The following is an 18183-nucleotide window of genomic DNA, read 5'->3' on the forward strand; positions in this document are numbered from 1 at the left end:
AGCGGCCTGATGCCTCCCGGTCTCTTTCGGAGTTCTTCTCCGCCCATCGTATCCGGGGCCAGGCCGATTGCTCGCGCCAATATCACCGCGTCCGGGTCATCCGGGCGGCCAGGTCAGGTCGCGCCCGCCGAGGACGTGGGCGTGCACGTGGAAGACGGTCTGCCCGGCGGCCGGCCCGGTGTTGAAGACGATGCGGTAGCCCTCCTCCGCCACGCCGTCGATGACGGCCACCTCGTGGGCGGACTTGAGCACCTCGTCGGCCAGCCCGTCGTCGGCCTGCGCGAGGGCGGCCGCGTCGGCGTGGTGCGCCTTGGGGATGACCAGCACGTGGGTGGGCGCCTGCGGCTTGATGTCGCGGAAGGCCAGGGTCCTGCCGGTCTCATAAACGATCTCGGCGGGGAACTCCTTGGCGACGATTTTGCAGAAGAGACAATCGTTCACGCGATCACCCTATCGAGCACGCGCGGCCGGCAAGTCCGTTGCGAATCGGTAATCACCTGTGTCGTGCGCGGGAAGATCAACGAGGTTAGGGTGAGAGGGCGAGACTTCAAGCGGAAAAGACGATTCAGGGTCGGGCGAGCGCCACCTGGCGAGGACACGACTGGGTAATGCACCCTAACGAACCGGGGAAACCTCAAGAACCGGAAGAGCGTAAACCCATCGGGAAGGCCGCGCGTCCCACTGATGTGACCACCGAAACCCTTCTGGCCGACAGGTCGATGGGGGCGGTGCCGGTCGGATGGGATGCCGACATGGCCGTGACCGCGCTCTACAGCGCGCACTTTCGGTCATTGGTGCGTCTCGCTGTGTTGCTGGTGCGCGACATGGCAACAGCCGAGGAAGTCGTGCAGGACGCGTTCGTCGCCATTCATGGCGCCTGGCGCCGGTTGCGCGATCCCGACAAGGCGCTCGCCTACCTGCGTCAGTCCGTCGTCAACCGGTCCAGGTCCGTGCTGCGGCACCGCGCGGTCGTCGAGAAATATGCCCCGAAAGGTCTGCCCGACGCGCCGAGCGCCGAGAACGGCGCGATCGGCGAATTGGAGCGCTCCGCCGTCATCGACGCGTTACGCGCACTGCCGACCCGGCAGAGAGAGGCATTGGTCCTACGCTACTACGGTGACTTGTCCGAAGCTGAGATCGCCCACGCCATGGGCATCAGCAAGGGCGCGGTCAAGAGCCACACTGCGCGTGGCATGGCCGCCTTGCGATCGGTCCTGGAGAAGATGTCATGACCCAGCCCCCCGACGAGTACGGCGATCTGCTGCGCCGTGCGCTCCGCGCGGAGGCGGACGCGGTCGTGCCCTCGCCGGACGGACTGGAGGTCATCCGCGCCCGGATCGAGCGGCGCGGCGCGCGCAACCTGTTCTGGTGGCGGGCGGGCGCCGCCGCCGCGAGCGCGGTGCTGGTGGCGGGCGCGATCGTGATGGCGGTGCCGGGGCTGCGCTCGCAGGTCATCGACCCGAGGCCGGTGCAGGTCATCGACGACGAGTCCACCAAGGTCCCGTCCAACTCCTCCACCACCCGCTCGCACCAGCCGCCGTCGCGCGACCCGCTCCCGGTGCACTCCCAACCGGTGGTGATCCCCGACACCCCTGAGCCGCCCTCGCCGCGTACGACCCCGAAGTCCGAGTCCACCAGCAGACCGTCCCCCTCGCCCACGCCGGCCGCGACCGAGTGCCCCTCCCCGCAGGTGGAGGAGGCGACGCCGCCCGCCGACTGCCCCTCGGCCTCCCCCACGCCGACGCCGGCGCCGACCATGGAAGAGACCGGCGCGCCGCCCACGGAGTGCCCGCCCGAGGAGTGCCCGGCGCCCGACGAGGTGACCGAGACCCCGACCGACGGGGAGAGCCCGCTGCTGGACCACTCCCGGACGACGCCCTGACCCGCGCCCTGACCCGCGCCCTCTGACCTGCCCGTCCCCCGGCCCGCGCGTCCTCTGATTCGGACGTCCGCACACGCCCGCGCTCTCTGCCCGCGCGCCTTCACCCGCACGCCCGTTCTCTCTGACCGTGCGCCTTCACCCGCACGCGCTCTCTCTGACCGTGCACCTTCACCCGCACGCCCGCTCTCTCTACGCGCGCGTCCTCGCGGCCTGGGTCACCAGCGTCCCGTGCGGGTGAGCAGGACCGCTGCCGCGGCCACGCCCGCCGTGGACGTCCGCAGGACCGTCGGGCCGAGCAGCACCGGAGTGGCCTTGGCGGCCGTGAACGCGGCCAGCTCCTCCTCCGAGACGCCCCCTTCCGGCCCCACGACCATCACGATGTCGCCGCCGGCGGGCAGCGCCACGGCGGACAGCGGCTCGGCCGCCTCCTCGTGCAGCACCAGCCCGAGCGCCGCCTCCGACAGCAACCGTTCGACCTGCGCGGTGGTGGCCAGGTCGGCCACCTCGGGGAGGTGGAAACGGCGGGCCTGCTTGCCGGCCTCGCGCGCGGTGGCGCGCCAGCGGCCCAGCGCCTTGGCGACCTTGTCGCCCTTCCACTGGGTGATGCTGCGCCCGGCCGACCAGGGCACGATCACGTCGACACCGGCCTCGGTCATCATCTCCACGGCCAGCTCGCCCCTGTCGCCCTTGGGCAGCCCCTGGACGACGACGAGGCGGGGCCGGGGCGCCTCGACCTCGTAGCGGCGCAGCACGTCGAGCCGGAGCGCGTCCTTCAGCGCCTCGCGCACGACGCACTCGGCGACCGTGCCGGCGCCGTCGGTGAGGTCGACCCGCTCGCCGGCCCGCAGGCGGCGCACGGAGGCCGCGTGGCGTCCCTCGGGGCCGGTGAGGGTCAGCTCAGGACCGTCGAGGTCCTGAGCCAGGAAGACGGGCGCGGTCACCGGCCGTTGAAGGCGTCACGCAGGCGGGAGAAGAAGCTCTGCTGCCCCGGCGCGAACTTGCCCGGCGGCCGCTCCTCGCCCCGCTGCTTGGCCAGCTCGCGCAGCAGCTCCTCCTGCGCGGCGTCGAGCCGGGTGGGGGTCTCGACGTTGACGTGGATGAGCAGGTCGCCCCTGCCGGACTCGTTGAGCCGCTGCACGCCCCGCCCGTACATGGTGATGACCTGGCCGGACTGCGTGCCGGGTCGCACGTCGATCTCTTCCGTGCCGTCGAGGGTCTCCACCGCGAGGATGGTGCCGAGCGCGGCGGCCGTCATCGGGATCTGCACCGTGCAGTGGAGGTCGTCGCCGCGCCGCTCGAAGATCTCGTGGGCGCGCTCGACGATCTCCAGGAACAGGTCTCCGGGCGGGCCGCCGCCGGGGCCGACCTCGCCCTCGCCGGCGAGCTGGATGTGGGTGCCGTCCTCGACGCCGGCGGGGATGCGCACCTTGATCGTGCGGCGGGTGCGCACGCGGCCGTCGCCCGAGCACTCCTGGCAGGGGTGGCGGATGATCGTGCCGAAGCCGCCGCACTGCGGGCACGGGCGGGAGGTCATGACCTGGCCCAGGAACGACCGGGTGACCTGGGAGATCTCGCCGCGGCCGTTGCACATGTCGCAGGTGTCGGGGTGGGTGCCGGGCGCGGCCCCGGCGCCGTGACACACCTCGCAGAGCACGGCCGTGTCGACGACCAGCTCGCGGGTGGTGCCGAACGCCGTCTCGCGCAGGTCGAGCTCGACCCGGATGGTGGCGTTGCGGCCCCTGCGGGCGCGCGAGCGCGGGCCGCGGGCGCCGGTGGCCGTGCCGAAGAAGGCGTCCATGATGTCGCTGAACGGGAAGCCCGCCCCGAAGCCTCCGGCGCCGGCTCCCGCTCCCGCGCCGCCGAAGGGGTCGCCACCCAGGTCGTACATCTGGCGCTTGTTCGGGTCGGACAGCACCTCGTAGGCCTGCGTGATCTCCTTGAACCGCTCCTGGGTCTCAGGATCGGGGTTCACGTCGGGGTGCAGCTCGCGGGCGAGGCGGCGGTAGGCCTTCTTGATCTCGTCCTGACTTGCGTCACGGCGCACCCCGAGGGTGGCGTAGTAGTCGCTGTTTGCCACTTATCGACCTCTTATGATGCAGCCAGGATCTGGCTGACGTAGCGTGCCACCGCGCGTACGGCGCCCATCGTCACGGGATAGTCCATCCTGGTCGGCCCCAGCACGCCGAGCCGGGCCAGTTGGTTGTCGCCAGAACCGTATCCGGTGGCGACGATGGATGTCCCCCGCAGATAGGGGTTTTCCGAGCCGATGCGCACGGTGAGCGCGGACGGGGTGTCTGTGGAAGTCTCGCCGAGCAGCCGCATGAGGACGACCTGCTCCTCCAGCGCCTCCAGCACGTCGCGCAGGCCGGTGGTGAAGTCGGCGCCCGCGAGGTTGGCCGCACCGGCGAACACGATCTTCTCGTCGTGCCGCTCGACCAGCGTTTCGAGCAGCACCGACAGGATCGTCGCCGCCGCGGGCCGGTCTTCCGGAGCCAGCCGTTCGGGCAGGTCGGCGACCAGCTCGGGCACGCTGCTCAGGCCGCAGCCGTCGAGGCAGGAGTTGAGCACGGCGCGCAGATGGGCGACGCGCGTCTCGTCCACCACCTCGGGCAGCTCGACCACGCGCTGCTCGACGCGGCCGGTGTTGGTGATCAGCACGAGCATGACCCGACGGTCGTTCAGCGGGACCAGCTCGACGTGCCGGACGGTCGAGCGGGTCAGCGTGGGGTATTGCACGACCGCCACCTGCCTGGTCAGCTGCGCGAGCAGCCGCACCGTGCGGAAGACCACGTCGTCGAGGTCGACCGCGCCGGCGAGGAACGTCTCGATCGCCCTGCGCTCGGCCGCCGACAGGGGTTTGACCTGCGACAGCCGATCGACGAACAGGCGATAGCCCTTGTCGGTCGGCACCCGGCCGGCGCTGGTGTGCGGCTGGGTGATGTAGCCCTCCTCCTCCAGCGCGGCCATGTCATTCCTGACCGTCGCGGGGGAGACCTTCAGATTGTGGCGCTCGGCAAGCGCCTTGGAGCCCACCGGTTCGTTGGTGGACACGTAGTCTTCGACAATGGCGCGGAGCACCGCCAATTTCCGATCGTCGAGCACGTGCTCACCTCCTGCCTCTGTCTCTATCAGGAACGCGCCTCTAGAAGAAACGTGGTGTCTAGCACTCTGTGTTCCCGAGTGCCAAGTGTACGGCTCTCGCCCACAAGGTGCGATAACACCGCGTCCCTCATCCTGCTTCTAGCATCTTCGAAGCGACAGGCTTCACACTTGCCCACATGACCGACAATTCACAGCCCCCGTCGTACGGCCCTCCGCCTGGACAGGAGCCTCACCCCGGTCAGCCACGACTTCCTCAGTACGGCCCCCAGCCCGGCTCCCAACCCGGTTACGGGCCCCAGCCGGGTTCCCAGCCGGGTTACGGCCCCCAACCGGGTTCCCAGCCGGGCTATGGCCCCCAGCCGGGTTCCCAGCCCGGTTATGGCCCGCAGCCCGGGTCGCAGCCGGGGCCGCCGTCCGGGCCGGGGCAGACGGCGCCGCACTGGCCTTCGCCGGCCGGGGAACGGCCGTACCAGCAGCCGGCGGCGCCGTACGGGCAGCCCACGCAGTTCGGCCCGCCACCCCAATACGGCCCATACGGCCCATACGGCGGCCAGCAGGCCCCGATCCCGCAACGGATCGACGCCGAAGCCGTCAAGCCCCGCCTGTGGTGGCTCGCGGTGCCCTGGGGGATATTCCTGGCGTGCGTGGCGGCCGGCGCGTTCGTGTTCGCGGGGGGCCTGACGGACCTGGCGGACCTGGCCCCGACCAAGACGTTCGCGTCCGGCGAAAGCGTCACCGTGCCGATCGACCCGGCCGACAAGCCCGGCGTCTACATCGCGAGTGACACCCGCGTCACCTACGACTGCTCCATCTCCGGCGGCCCCGGCCAGGCGAGGCTCGCCAGGACCACGGGCAGCCGGACGGTCACGACGGGCGACGCCGTGTGGGAGCAGTTCCTCGTGATCAACGCGCCGGCCAAGGGTGACTACCTGCTCACCTGCACCAACCAGGAGCAGGCCACCGTACGGTACGGCGTGGGCCGCGACGCCTTCTCCGCCGCGGACGGCATCGCGGGCGGGCTCGCCGGGCTGATCCTCATCCCCGGCGCCGGGCTGCTCGCCGCGATCGGCGGCACCATAGCCGTCCTGGTGCGCCGCAGGAGCGCGCGCAGGCGCCTTGCGGTCGGCGGGTGATTTGCTACGGTCCCCGTGTGTACGAGGGCGATGTGCTGGCGGGAAATTGGCGGCGGCCGGGCAAGGGCAAGATCCCGAAGGTGCCCGCCGAGCCGGACCTGGTCGTGGAGGACGCCGACAGCGGCTTCTGCGGGGCCGTGGTGGCCTGTGACAAGGAGGCCGTCACGCTGGAGGACCGGTTCGGCAAGCGCCGCCTGTTCCCGCTCGCGCCCGCCGCCTTCCTCCTGGACGGCAAGCCCGTGACCCTGGTGCGCCCCACGGCCGCCCCCGCCTCCGCCGGCCCCCGGCGCAGCGCCTCGGGCTCGATCGCCGTGGAGGGGCTGCGCGCCAGGGTGGCCAGGCAGAGCCGGATCTACGTGGAGGGCGTGCACGACGCCGCGCTCGTGGAGAAGATCTGGGGCCACGATCTGCGGGTCGAGGGCGTCGTCGTCGAATACCTGGAGGGTGTGGACGACCTGCCCGCCATCGTCGCGGAGTTCGCCCCCGAGCCGGGCCGCCGGCTCGGCGTGCTGGTCGACCACCTGGTGCCCGGTTCCAAGGAGAGCAGGATCGCCGCCGAGATCACCTCGCCGGACGTGCTCGTGGTGGGGCATCCGTACATCGACATCTGGCAGGCGGTCAAACCGTCCGTGCTGCGCATCCCGGCCTGGCCCGACGTGCCGCGCGGGGTGCCGTGGAAGGAGGGCGTCATCGCGGCGCTCGGCTGGCGCATGGAGCCCGCGCAGGCGTGGCGGCGGATTCTCGGCGCCGTATCCACGTACACGGACCTGGAGCCGGAGCTGCTCGGCCGGGTCGAGGAACTGATCGACTTCGTTACGGAGGCACCATGAGCCAGGACCCGTCCCAGAACCAGGACCCGCAGCCGCCACCGGACGACGACGCCACCCGCCGGGTCTCCCCCTCGGACCTCCCGCCGAACCTCGCCTCCGGTCCCCAGCACCAACACCCGGGCCACGCCGCGCAGCCCGGCTCCCAGCCCGGTCATGGTCGGCAACCCGACTACGGTCAGCAACCCGGCTCCCAGCCGGGCTACAGTCAGCAGCCCGGCTCCCAGCCGGGCTACGGCGGTCACACTCCTTACGGCCAGCAGCCGGGCTCGGCCCCGGACTACGGGCAGCCACCGCTCCCCGGCTACGACCAGCCCGGCGGGTACGCCCAGCCCGGAAGCTACGGACAGCCCGGCGGATACGGGCAATCCGGCGCCTACGGACAACCCGGTGGTTACGGGCAACCCGGTGGCTACGGCCAGCCACCCGGCGGCCCTGGCCAACCCGGCGGATACGGCCAGTCAGGCGGATACGGCCAGTCAGGCGGATACGGGCAGCCAGGCGGATACGGGCAGCCAGGCGGATACGGCCAGCCGCCGCCCGGCTACGCTCCCCCGCCGAACCACCAGCCCGGCTACGGCTACAGCTACGGTCACGGGTACGCCCAGGCGCCGGGAGAGCCGTACATCCCGGGCAGGTACGGCCCCCGCCCCGGCACCGACGACACCACGATGGCGATGTTGTCGCACCTGCTGGGCCTGCTGGTCTCCTGGGTCGGCCCGCTGGTCATCTACCTGATGAAGAAGGACGAGTCCGCATATGTCAGGGACCAGGCGGCGGAGGCGCTGAACTTCCAGATCACGATGTTCGTCGGCTACCTCGTCGCCGGCATCCTGACGGTCATCTTCATCGGCCTCATCCTGCTGCCGATCGTCTGGATCCTGTCCCTGGTCTTCCACATCCAGGCGGCCATGGCCAGCAACAAGGGCCAGAACTACCGCTACCCGTTCGCCATCCGCCTGATCACCTAGACCAGCAGGTCCCTGATGAGGGCGTCGGCCAGCAGCCGTCCCTTCAGGGTCAGCACCATCCGGCCCGCCTTGAACGCCTCGGGCTCCAGCAGCCCGCGGGCCAGAGCGCCGGCCACGGCCGGGCGCGCGCCCGGCGCCACCTCGGCCAGCGGGTAGCCGGAGTCGAGCCGCAGCTCCAGCATGAGCCGCTCGGCGTCGCGGTCCTCCTGACCGAGCACCTCGCGCGCGTGGGCGGGCGAGGCGCCCGCGGCCAGCCGCTGGGCGTAGGCGGCGGGGTGTTTGACGTTCCACCAGCGGGTGCCGCCGACGTGGCTGTGCGCGCCGGGGCCGGCCGCCCACCAGTCGCCGCCGGTCCAGTAGAGCAGGTTGTGCCGGCAGCGGGCCTGGTCGGAGACGGCCCAGTTGGACACTTCGTACCAGCGGAACCCGGCCTCGGCCAGCAGCTCGTCGGCGATGAGGTAGCGGTCGGCGGCCACGTCGTCGTCGGGCAGGGGCAGCTCGCCGCGCCGGATCCGGGCCGCCAGCCGGGTGCCCTCCTCGACGATCAGCGAGTATGCCGACACGTGGTCGGGCCCGGCCTCGATCGCCGCGGTCAGCGAGGCCCGCCAGTCGTCGTCGGACTCGCCCGGCGTGCTGTAGATCAGGTCGAGGTTGACGTGGTCGAACCCGGCCTGCCTGGCCTCGCGCACGGCGGCGGCGGCCCGGCCGGGCGTGTGCCGCCGGTCGAGCACCTGGAGGACGTGCTCGCGCACGCTCTGCATGCCGAAGCTGATCCGGTTGAACCCGCCGTGACGCAGCTTCTCCAGCGAGGACGGGTCGACGGACTCGGGGTTGGCCTCCGTGGTGACCTCGGCCCCGGGCGCGAGCCCGAACTCGGACTCGATCGCGGCCAGGATCCTGGCCAGGTCTTCAGGGGGGAGCAGGGTGGGCGTGCCACCGCCGAAGAACACCGTCTCCACCGGCAGCTCGGCGGCGCCGAGGACGCGGCGCGCCAGGCGGACCTCCGCGACCACCGTGTCGGCGTAGTCGCGGTGCGAGGCGCCCGGCCCCAGCTCGGCGGCGGTGTAGGTGTTGAAGTCGCAGTAGCCGCAGCGCGTCACGCAGAACGGCACGTGGACGTAGAAGCCGAACGGGCGCTCGCCGAGGCCCCTCAGGGCGCTGTCGGGCAGCTCGCCCGAGGTGGGCGCGGGATCGCCGTCAGGCAGGGTGGATGGCACGCCTCCAGTTTGCCCGCCTCCGCGAGTGCTCCGATCCACCTCTCGGCGCGCCCGGTCTCCGGCGTTCATGAACGGCCGCGAGCGGCACGGAGGCAGGACCGCCCCCCTCCGCAACCGCCCTCCCCGCCACAACCGTCCCCGCCACAACCGTCCCCGCCACAACCGTCCCCGCCACGAGCGCTCCCTCCGCGACCGTCCCGGACGTCGGAGATCGCGCCGATCGTTGACGATGGCGGGCGGCCGCTCTACGATCGCGTTCAACTTATAGGAAAGTTTCCTATATAAGTGCGCAGTCCGGGAGCAAGCTCGTGAAGAAGAAGATCCTGATCGCACTGTCGCTCTTACTCGGCCTCTCGGCGGTCTCCGTGCCCGCCGAGGCCCGCGCCGGCCTCAAACGCGTCGCGTACTTCATCCAGTGGGGCGTCTACGGGCGCGACTACCACGTCAAGGACGTCGACGCCTCCGGCGCCGCGGCCAAGCTCACGCACCTGAACTACGCGTTCGGCTTCGTGAGCGCCGAAGCGGCCTGCTACTCGTCCGACCCTTGGGCGGACTGGCAGCGGCCGGTGCCCGCCGAGCAGAGCGTGGACGGGGTCGCGGACGCGCCCGGCCAGGCGCTCAACGGCAACCTGAACCAGCTGCGCAAGCTCAAGGCCAAGCACCCCCGGCTCAAGGTGATGATCTCGCTCGGGGGCTGGACCGGCTCCAAGCACTTCTCCGACGCCGTGCTCACCCCCGAGTCCCGCGCCGCGCTCGCCTCCTCCTGCATCGACCTCTGGCTGCGCGGCAACCTGCCCGGCCTCGAACCCGGCGCGGGCGCCGGCGTCTTCGACGGCATCGACCTGGACTGGGAGTGGCCGGGCTCGTCGGGCGCCGAGGGCAACGTGATCAGGCCCGAGGACAAGCGCAACTTCACGCTGTTCGTGGCGGAGCTGCGCAGGCAGCTCAGGGAGTTCTCGCGGGACGCGCAGCTCTCGGCCTTCCTGCCGGCCGCCGCCGCCAAGATCGACGCCGGCTTCGAGGTACGCCAGGTGTTCAGGCAGCTCGACTTCGCCACCGTGCAGGGATATGACCTGCACGGCACCTGGGAGCCGCAGACCGGACACAACGGCAACCTGTTCACCGACCGGCGGGACCCGAACCCGGTGAAGTACAGCGTGGACCAGACCGTGCGCGACTACCTCACGCGCGGGGCCCCGGCCCGCAAGCTGGTCGTGGGCGTGCCCGCGTACGGCCAGGGCTGGACGGGCGTCACCGGCGGCGGCGACGGCCTCTACAAGCCCGCCACCGGACCCGCGCCCGGCAAGTGGGGGCCCGGCACCGAGGACTACAAGGACCTGGTCAACAAGCCCGGCAAGCGCTACCGCGACCTGCGCACCGGCGCCATGTGGCTCTATGACGGCAACGAGTTCTGGTCCTACGACGATCCGGCGGTGCTCCTGCAGAAGGCCGCCTACATCCGGGCCAAGGGGCTCGGCGGGGCGATGATGTGGTCGATCGACCAGGACGACTCCCGCGCCTCACTCACCTCGGCGTTGTACGCGGTGCTGCGCTGACACCCGACGTGGCCGGGCGCCGCGTCTCCTGCCCGCCCGCCCGGCCACCCCGTCAATGCCCCGCTCCACGCCTTCTCCGGGCTTCCGGCTCGGACCTCCGCAAGGCGCGCCCGATCGAGACGGACTCAGGCGAGGGCGCGTTCGGCCAGTTCGTCCCAGGTGGCGTCATGGCCCGGAACGGCCAGGATACGGCGCAGGGCGTCCCGGTCGCCGTGGCGGGCCAGGAACCAGTCGGCCACGCTCACGCCCGCCTCGGGCCGCGAGACGACCTCCACCTCGTCGCCCGGCCCCAGCTCTCCCGGCTCGACCACCCGCAGGTAGGCTCCCGGCCGCCCCGCCGCCGTGAACCGCTTGAGCCAGCCGGGCTCGTCCATCCAGTTGCGGAACACCACGCACGGCGTCCTCGGCCGGGTCACCTCCAGCACGGCGGTGCCGACCCGCCACCGCTCGCCCGACAGGGCGCCGTTGACGTCGACGCCGGACGTGGTGAGGTTTTCGCCGAACCGCCCGTCACGCAGCTCCCTCCCCAGCCGGCCCTCCCACCAGTCGTAGTCTTCCCTGGCGTAGGCGTAGATCGCGTGGTCGAGCCCGCCGTGGTGCTTCTGGTCGGCCCGCTCGTCCCCGGCCAGCCCGTTGGCCAGCACCGCGACCCGGTGCGCGACCGCGCGCTTGTCGATCGCCGTCCGCCCCAGGTCTCCCGCCCATTCGGCGTCGATCGACGTGCCCACGTTCACGGAGAGAATGCGCATGAACGGACGGTATCCGAGACATATCCCCCCAGGCACCACATTTCCCGCCCACCACCCTCACCCGCGCCTCCGGCCGTCACCCCCGCCGCTCGCCGCCACTCGGCGCGCCCCCGTTGAGCTGGGACTCCTCGTCGAAGTCGGCGAGCTGTAACAACGTCTCCAGCGCCGCCTGCCGCGTCTCCTCCACCGAGTCACCCCGCTCGCCGAAACACTCGGCCGCCACGTCGAGCAGCGCCGCCACCACGGCCGCGTCGGGATAGGGCACGTCGACGAGGACCGTGCCGTCGGGGTCCGCCTCGCCGGCGGTCAGATGCAGCCTCAGCAGCCGCCTGGCCTCCTCCGCCACAGCCACCCCCAGCACCGCGGCACGCTCGAATCGCTCAGAAGCAATCACGTCACCCTCCAGTCGCACAGGTGTTCGGTAGTAGAAGGTAGACGCCGGCACCGACAAAATCCCTACGCAGCCGAGGATCCCGCTCATCCCACCGCCCGAACGTCCCAGGCGCATGCCGCGGTGGGGTTCGGAGGTCCAGGACGGGACCACGCGGGTCGGGGGCTTCCCAAGCAACGTCCGGGCTGGGAAGACTTCACGACGACGTCCTGGTTGGAGGGGCTTCGCGGGCGACGTCCGGGATGGGAGGGCTTCGCGGCTGGCGTCCGGGATGGATACGCTCGGACGGTGTACGACTCGATCGTCAGTGTTGACGCCCTCAGCGTGGAGCTCGGCGGCAATCCCGTGCTCCGCGACCTGGACCTGACGGTGGCGCCCGGTGAGATCGTGGCCGTCGTCGGCCCGAACGGCTCCGGCAAGTCCACCCTGCTGCGCTGCGTGGCCGGACTCCAGCCGCCCACCTCCGGCGACGTCCGCGTGTTCGGACGGCCGCCTGCCGACGACGCGCGTTTCTGGGGCAGCGTGGCCCTGCTGGGCGACGAGCCTGCCTGGTATCCGGGCCTGACGGCGCGCGAGCACCTGGAGCTGATGGGAGCCGTACACGCGCAGGCCCGGATGACGGTGGACGCGGCGCTGGAGCTGTTCGCGCTGGAGGAGCGGGCCGACGCCCCGCCGCTCAACCTGTCCACCGGCCAGCGCCAGCGCCTCTCCCTGGCAGCCACGCTGCTGCGGCCCAGCACGCTGCTGCTCCTCGACGAGCCGGAGCGCGGCCTCGACACCGCCTTCCGCGCCGCGCTCGCCGGCCTGCTCGACGAGTACGCCGGCGAGGGCGGCACCGTCCTCATGGCCACCCACGACCAGGACCTGGCCGCCATCGGCCGCCAGGTCTCCCCGTCAGGGGTGAGCGCATGACCTGCGCGGACGCGAGCGCGCGGCCGGGGGTGGCCGCGTGAGTGAGACCAGCGTGCGGACGGTGCGGGCGTATCTGCGTTCGCGTGGCCGCCTCCCCGCCTCCCTGATGGACCGGTACGTCTCGGTCTTCTCCCTGCTCATGCTGATCGCCGTGGCCGGGCAGCCCCTGTCCGGGATGTTCGCCGGCCTGGCCGTGCCCGCCGATCCCGCCCGCATGGGCGCGGGCGTGGCGCTGCTCGCGCTCACCCTGGCCGGCTTCCTGGCGGCGGCCCGGGCGGCGGGGCCCGTCCTGCTGCCGGGCGCCGACGCCTCCTGGCTGCTGCTGTCCCCGCTGAACCGGCGGCACCTGCTCGGCCGTACGGCGCGGGTGCTGCTCGGCGTCGCGGTGGTGGCGGGCGCGCTGCTCGGGATCGGGCTGCTGGCCGTGCTGGGCGCGCCGGACCAGCACGTGTGGCGGGTGCTGGGCGCGCTGGTCGTGGGCGTGTCCGCGGCCGTGGGCGGGATGGCGCTGGCCGTGCTCGGGCAGGCGTCGCAGTCGTGGCGGTTCTGGCTGACCGGCGCGGTGGCCGTGCTGCTGGTGCTGGCGGTCGTGGCGGTGACCGGCCGGCTGCGCACGGTGCTGGCGATCGCGGCGAGCGCTCCCCTGCCGGCCGTCACCGCCGCCGCGGCGGGCGCGGCCCTGCTCTCTGGCCTGCTGGTACGCCAGGCGTGGACGTCACTCGACCGCATCCCCACCCGCGCCCTGATGGCCGCCTCCACCCGGGCGGGACACGTGGCGGGCGCGGCCGTGTCGCTCGACCCCGGCGCGCTGACCTGGATCGCCGAGGACAACCACTGGCGGGCCAGGAAGCTGGGCTCGCGGCGCTGGCCGTCGTTGCCGGCGCCGTTCGCGCTGGCCTGGCAGGACTGGCGGCGGCTGGGCCGCAGGCCCGGGCGGCTGGCGGCGATGGCCGCGACCGCCGCGCTCCCCGCGGTCCTGGCGCAGGCGGGCGGCTCGCCGGCGGCCCTCGGGGTCGCCGTGCTGGCGGGCGCGCTGGCCGTGGCGGCCATGAGCACGTCCGGCACACGCAGGGACGCCGACAACCCGGCCCTGTCCCGGCTCGCCGGCGTGGGCCTGCGGCCGGCGCTCGCGGCCCGCGCGGCACTGCCGGCGCTGCTGAGCGGGACGTGGGCCGCCCTGGCGCTGGCGGGCGTGACCCTGACCGCCACGGCGCCCTGGGCGGGCGCGGGGCACTCCTTGGCCGCGGGCGGGCTCCTGGCGGGCGGCTCGGCGTGGTGGTTGTTCGGGCCGCTGGCCGCGCCCGCGCTGGCCGCCGGCGCCCTGCGGATGGCCAGGCGCGACCCGATCGACCACTCCATGCCGGTCCTCGACACGCCGGGCGGCGCCATCCCGACGGGGCCGCTCTTCTGGGCCGCGACCGGGCCGGACCTGGCCCTGCTGGGCACCCTCCCCGCCGCGGCGGCGCTGGCCTCCGCGCCGGCCGACCTGACCTCGTTCCTGGTGGCGCAGGGGGTGGCGAGCGTCCTGGTGCTCGCGGGTTACCTGTGGCGGGCGCGAGCGGGCGGCGGCAAGGCCCGGTGACAGGTGGAGGGCTGCCGGGACGGACGTCAGGCGACGTAGACGTCGCTCGGCAGCCCGCCGTACGGGATCGTGCGGTCCTTGTGCATGCCGGCCCGCTCGGCCACCCGCCGCGACGGCGCGTTGACGTCCCTGATGACGGCGACCACGGTGCCGCCCAGGTCCTTGCCGATCCGCAGGGCGGCCTGGGCCAGCTCGACGGCGTACCCGTGGCCCCAGGCCGACGGGCGGAAGCGGTAGTAGAGGTTGAGCACCTCGTCGCCGTCCACGACGGCGCGGCGCAGCCCGCCGAAGCCGAGCACGCGGGTCTTCCCGGGCAGCCGTGCCGCCCAGTAGCCGATGCCGCGTTCGTCCCAGTCGGCCAGCCACAGGTCGAGCATGGCGCGGCTGGCCTCCAGGTCGGTGACCGGGCCGCTGGGGTGGTATTCGCTCGTGCGCGGGTCGGAATGGATCTCGTGGACCGCGTCGAGGTCGTCGGCTGTGACCCGAGATAGGACCATTCGCGCCGTCTGCACCACTTCCATGCTTTCAGGGTATTCAGCGCGGGCCCGGGCACACCCGGGCCCCCTGAAAGCGCGGCTACTTCTTGGTGGTCTTGTCGCCGCCGGAGTCGGTGGACAGCGCGGCGACGAAGGCCTCCTGCGGCACCTCGACGCGGCCGACCATCTTCATCCGCTTCTTGCCTTCCTTCTGCTTCTCCAGCAGCTTGCGCTTACGGCTGATGTCACCGCCGTAGCACTTGGCCAGCACGTCCTTGCGGATGGCGCGGATGTTCTCGCGGGCGATGACCCGGGCCCCGATGGCGGCCTGGATCGGCACCTCGAACTGCTGCCGCGGGATCAGCTCGCGCAGCTTCTTGGCCATGTCGACGCCATAGGCGTAGGCCTTGTCCTTGTGCACGATGGCGCTGAAGGCGTCGACCGCCTCGCCCTGCAGCAGGATGTCGACCTTGACCAGGTCGGCCTCCTGCTCGCCGGCCGGCTCGTAGTCGAGCGAGGCGTAGCCCCGGGTGCGCGACTTGAGCTGGTCGAAGAAGTCGAAGATGATCTCGCCGAGCGGCAGCGTGTAGCGGATCTCGACGCGGTCTTCGGACAGGTAGTCCATGCCGAGGAGCTGGCCGCGCCGCCCCTGGCAGATCTCCATGATCGCGCCGATGAACTCGGCGGGCGCCAGGATCGTGGACTTGGTGACCGGCTCGAAGACCTGCGCGATCTTGCCGCCGGTGGGGAACTCGGACGGGTTGGTGACCGTCAGCTCCTTGCCGTCCTCCATGACCACGCGGTAGACCACGTTGGGCGCCGTGGAGATCAGCGACAGCCCGAACTCGCGCTCCAGCCGCTCGCGCACGATCTCCATGTGCAGCAGCCCGAGGAAGCCGACCCGGAAGCCGAAGCCGAGCGCGGCCGAGGTCTCGGGCTCGTAGACCAGCGCGGCGTCGTTGAGCTGCAGCTTGTCGAGCGCCTCGCGCAGCTCGGGGTATTCGTCGCCGTCGATCGGATAGAGGCCGGAGAACACCATCGGCTTGGGGTGCTCGTAGCCGGCCAGCATCTCCTTGGCGGGCTTGCCGGCCGAGGTGACGGTGTCGCCGACCCGCGACTGGCGCACGTCCTTCACGCCGGTGATGAGGTAGCCCACCTCGCCCACGCCGAGCCCGAGGTCGGCGGGCTTGGGCTCGGGCGAGATGACGCCGATCTCCAGCGTCTCGTGGGTGGCGTTGGTCGACATCATCAGGATGCGCTCGCGCTTGCCCAGGTGGCCGTCCACGACCCGGACGTAGGTCACCACGCCGCGGTAGGTGTCGTAGACGGAGTCGAAGATCAGCGCCCGGGCGGCCTTGTCGGCCGCGCCGACCGGGGCGGGCACCGAGGCCACCACGTGGTCGAGCAGCTCGCGCACGCCCTCGCCGGTCTTGCCCGACACCTTGAGCACGTCGGACGGGTCGCAGCCGATCAGCCCCGCCAGCTCCTCGGCGAACTTCTCCGGCTGCGCCGCCGGCAGGTCGATCTTGTTGAGGACCGGGATGATGTGCAGGTCGGCGTTCATGGCCAGGTAGAGGTTGGCCAGCGTCTGCGCCTCGATGCCCTGCGCCGCGTCGACCAGCAGGATCGCGCCCTCGCACGCCTGCAGCGACCGGGACACCTCGTAGGTGAAGTCGACGTGGCCCGGGGTGTCGATCATGTTGAGCACGTGGCCGTCCCACGGCAGCCGGACGGCCTGCGACTTGATCGTGATGCCCCGCTCGCGCTCGATGTCCATCCTGTCGAGGTATTGGGCACGCATGGATCGATCGTCGACCACACCGGTGATCTGGAGCATCCGGTCGGCAAGGGTCGACTTGCCATGGTCGATGTGCGCGATGATGCAGAAGTTGCGGATCAACGCGGGGTCGGTCTGGCCAGGCTGAGTGCGCACCGAAGTCCGTTTCGACAGGGTTGAGGTCAAGCAGTCTTCCATGGTGACATGCCCGGGTGATTGCCCGAACCGTCATCCGCCGCGGCCTGCGCCTGCTCGCGCTTGCCTTGGTCGTCGTGGTCGCGCTGGCCGCCCTCCTCGCCGCCGCGCTCCGCCTCCAGTTTACCGGTGCCCCGGAGACATGGGCCAAGAGCACCGGCAACGACGCCCTGTGGCTCGGGCACGCCTGGGTGGACGGCCGCCGCACGGAGGGCGACGTGGAGCGGCTGGCGGCGCGGCTGCGGGCCACGGGCGTCAAGGACGTGTACGTGCACTCCGGCCCTTTCGAGTGGGACGGCCGCCTCGACCCCGCCAAATACCCCAACGCCCGAAATTTCATCCAATGGATGCGCGAGCACCTCCCTGCCGTCCGCGTCTCCGCCTGGCTCGGCCAGTCCGTCAAGAACGGCCTCGACCTCGACGACCCCCGGTCCCGCGCGAACGTCCTGGCGGGCGTGGCCGCCGTCATGGAGCAGGGCTACGACGGCATCCACTACAACTTCGAGCCGATCGGCGACGGCGACACCGAGTTCCTCGGCCTGCTGGAGCAGACGCGCCGGCACACCGCCCTGCTGTCCACCGCCACCCCGCAGATCGAGCCGTACCCCGGCCTGCGCCTGACCGCCAGGGCCGTGCTGGGTCACGACAAATACTGGTCCCCCGGCTACTTCCGGCAGGTCGTCGCGCGCGTGGACCAGGTGGCGGTCATGACGTACGACTCCTTCACCCCGTCACAGTCCCTCTACGGCGGCCACGTGGCCCGCCAGGCCGCCCTCGCCCTGGACCTGGTGCCGGCGGCCAAGGCCCTGTACATCGGCGCCCCGGCCTACCACGACCACGACCACGGCCTACCATGGGGGGACCACGCCGAGAGCGTGGCGATGGCCGCCGAGGGCGCCCGGCTGGCGCTGTCGGAGCACGGCCGCCGCGAGCGCTTCGGCCTGGCCCTCTATGTGGACTTCGCGGCCACCGAGGAGGATTGGCGCGAGTACATGACGCGATGGCGTTGATTTGAGCAGCCGCCTGAGTTATTGGTAGCCTGGGCAACTGCGTGTGGCGCGCCCTCTCTCGAGCCCGCGCGCCCCATCCATCACTTCAGACTTTCACCGAGGCTTCTTCGTGGCGAACATCAAGTCCCAGATCAAGCGCAACAAGCAGAACGAGAAGGCTCGTCTGCGCAACAAGGCAGTCAAGTCCTCGCTGAAGACGGCTGTCCGCAAGTTCCGCGAGGCCGCCGAGCAGGGCGACGTCGAGCAGGCCGTGGCCCTGCAGCGAGTCGCCGCCCGCCAGCTCGACAAGGCCGTCAGCAAGGGCGTCATCCACAAGAACCAGGCCGCCAACCGCAAGTCCGCGATCGCCAAGCAGGCCGCGGCCCTGGCCGCCGCCAAGTAAGCGTTCCGATCCGGCAAAGCG

19 protein-coding genes are annotated in these 18183 nt (G+C 71.7%); 10 read left to right on the forward strand and 9 right to left on the reverse strand.

The window, feature by feature from the left end:
• Positions 1–96: 96 nt before the first annotated feature.
• Positions 97–441 carry a histidine triad nucleotide-binding protein gene (locus IO39_RS48340; protein ID WP_043640558.1) on the reverse strand — a complete coding sequence of 115 codons (345 nt, stop codon included), beginning with the start codon at positions 439–441 and terminating at the stop codon, positions 97–99.
• A gap of 278 nt (positions 442–719) precedes the next feature.
• Here IO39_RS48340 and IO39_RS48345 point away from each other — a divergent pair, with 278 nt between their 5' ends.
• Positions 720–1232, forward strand: a complete 513-nt coding sequence (locus IO39_RS48345; protein WP_043640978.1) for a SigE family RNA polymerase sigma factor — start codon at positions 720–722, stop codon at positions 1230–1232.
• Positions 1229–1882: a hypothetical protein gene (locus IO39_RS51750; RefSeq protein ID WP_052424325.1), complete on the forward strand. Its 654-nt coding sequence runs from the start codon at positions 1229–1231 to the stop codon at positions 1880–1882. Before IO39_RS48345 ends, IO39_RS51750 begins: the two co-directional genes overlap by 4 nt.
• 215 nt (positions 1883–2097) lie before the next feature.
• Here the strand turns inward: IO39_RS51750 and IO39_RS48355 are convergent, their stop codons facing one another.
• The 3 genes from IO39_RS48355 to hrcA are packed head-to-tail and all read right to left on the reverse strand — an operon-like array spanning position 2098 to position 4984.
• Positions 2098–2823 (reverse strand): 16S rRNA (uracil(1498)-N(3))-methyltransferase, encoded by a 726-nt coding sequence (locus IO39_RS48355; RefSeq protein ID WP_043640560.1) that lies wholly within the window; start codon positions 2821–2823, stop codon positions 2098–2100.
• A complete protein-coding gene (gene dnaJ / locus IO39_RS48360) occupies positions 2820–3959 on the reverse strand; it encodes a molecular chaperone DnaJ (RefSeq protein ID WP_043640562.1) in 1140 nt (379 codons plus the stop codon). The genes IO39_RS48355 and dnaJ overlap by 4 nt, the downstream gene beginning before the upstream one ends.
• Before the next feature lie 11 nt (positions 3960–3970).
• Entirely contained in the window at positions 3971–4984 is a 1014-nt protein-coding gene (hrcA, locus tag IO39_RS48365) for a heat-inducible transcriptional repressor HrcA (protein WP_043640565.1), read from the reverse strand.
• A 617-nt stretch (positions 4985–5601) separates the two neighbouring features.
• Here hrcA and IO39_RS48370 point away from each other — a divergent pair.
• Genes IO39_RS48370 through IO39_RS53910 form a run of 3 tightly spaced genes read left to right on the forward strand, consistent with a single transcriptional unit; the run spans position 5602 to position 7915 of the window.
• Positions 5602–6117 (forward strand): hypothetical protein, encoded by a 516-nt coding sequence (locus tag IO39_RS48370; protein WP_157549916.1) that lies wholly within the window; start codon positions 5602–5604, stop codon positions 6115–6117.
• Between the two features lie 17 nt (positions 6118–6134).
• Positions 6135–6947, forward strand: coding sequence for a DUF3097 domain-containing protein (locus IO39_RS48375; RefSeq protein ID WP_043640568.1), 813 nt, complete (start codon positions 6135–6137; stop codon positions 6945–6947).
• Positions 6944–7915 (forward strand): DUF4870 domain-containing protein, encoded by a 972-nt coding sequence (locus tag IO39_RS53910; protein WP_084774763.1) that lies wholly within the window; start codon positions 6944–6946, stop codon positions 7913–7915. The genes IO39_RS48375 and IO39_RS53910 overlap by 4 nt, the downstream gene beginning before the upstream one ends.
• Here the strand turns inward: IO39_RS53910 and hemW are convergent.
• On the reverse strand, positions 7912–9132 hold the full coding sequence (gene hemW / locus IO39_RS48385) for a radical SAM family heme chaperone HemW (RefSeq protein ID WP_043640571.1): 1221 nt from the start codon (positions 9130–9132) through the stop codon (positions 7912–7914). The genes IO39_RS53910 and hemW overlap by 4 nt on opposite strands.
• A gap of 308 nt (positions 9133–9440) precedes the next feature.
• On the opposite strand from hemW, the gene IO39_RS48390 reads away from it, so the two are divergent.
• Positions 9441–10688: a glycoside hydrolase family 18 protein gene (locus tag IO39_RS48390; protein WP_043640573.1), complete on the forward strand. Its 1248-nt coding sequence runs from the start codon at positions 9441–9443 to the stop codon at positions 10686–10688.
• A 125-nt stretch (positions 10689–10813) separates the two neighbouring features.
• Here IO39_RS48390 and IO39_RS48395 read toward each other — a convergent pair whose 3' ends face one another.
• Both IO39_RS48395 and IO39_RS48400 read right to left on the reverse strand, forming a co-directional pair.
• Positions 10814–11437, reverse strand: coding sequence for an MOSC domain-containing protein (locus IO39_RS48395; protein ID WP_043640575.1), 624 nt, complete (start codon positions 11435–11437; stop codon positions 10814–10816).
• Between the two features lie 76 nt (positions 11438–11513).
• Positions 11514–11831, reverse strand: coding sequence for a hypothetical protein (locus tag IO39_RS48400; RefSeq protein ID WP_169789250.1), 318 nt, complete (start codon positions 11829–11831; stop codon positions 11514–11516).
• Between the two features lie 285 nt (positions 11832–12116).
• Between IO39_RS48400 and ccmA the strand changes: the two genes are divergently transcribed.
• On the forward strand, positions 12117–12740 hold the full coding sequence (gene ccmA / locus IO39_RS58640; RefSeq protein WP_043640578.1) for a heme ABC exporter ATP-binding protein CcmA: 624 nt from the start codon (positions 12117–12119) through the stop codon (positions 12738–12740).
• A gap of 37 nt (positions 12741–12777) precedes the next feature.
• Positions 12778–14322, forward strand: coding sequence for a DUF6297 family protein (locus IO39_RS48410; RefSeq protein WP_043640581.1), 1545 nt, complete (start codon positions 12778–12780; stop codon positions 14320–14322).
• A gap of 26 nt (positions 14323–14348) precedes the next feature.
• Here IO39_RS48410 and IO39_RS48415 read toward each other — a convergent pair whose 3' ends face one another.
• Complete coding sequence (locus IO39_RS48415) at positions 14349–14843, reverse strand: GNAT family N-acetyltransferase (RefSeq protein ID WP_043640583.1); 495 nt, start codon at positions 14841–14843, stop codon at positions 14349–14351.
• A 55-nt stretch (positions 14844–14898) separates the two neighbouring features.
• Positions 14899–16773, reverse strand: a complete 1875-nt coding sequence (gene lepA, locus IO39_RS48420; RefSeq protein ID WP_052424328.1) for a translation elongation factor 4 — start codon at positions 16771–16773, stop codon at positions 14899–14901.
• Positions 16774–16787: 14 nt separating this feature from the next.
• Here lepA and IO39_RS48425 point away from each other — a divergent pair, with 14 nt between their 5' ends.
• Together IO39_RS48425 and rpsT are read left to right on the forward strand one after the other, a co-directional pair.
• The gene (locus tag IO39_RS48425; RefSeq protein WP_043640589.1) at positions 16788–17780 is read left to right on the forward strand and encodes a glycoside hydrolase family 18 protein; all 993 of its coding nucleotides are present in this window, start codon (positions 16788–16790) and stop codon (positions 17778–17780) included.
• A gap of 109 nt (positions 17781–17889) precedes the next feature.
• Positions 17890–18162: a 30S ribosomal protein S20 gene (gene rpsT / locus IO39_RS48430; RefSeq protein ID WP_043640592.1), complete on the forward strand. Its 273-nt coding sequence runs from the start codon at positions 17890–17892 to the stop codon at positions 18160–18162.
• Positions 18163–18183: the final 21 nt, after the last annotated feature.

It is taken from the genome of Nonomuraea candida, assembly GCF_000725485.1.
Taxonomy (GTDB): domain Bacteria; phylum Actinomycetota; class Actinomycetes; order Streptosporangiales; family Streptosporangiaceae; genus Nonomuraea; species Nonomuraea candida.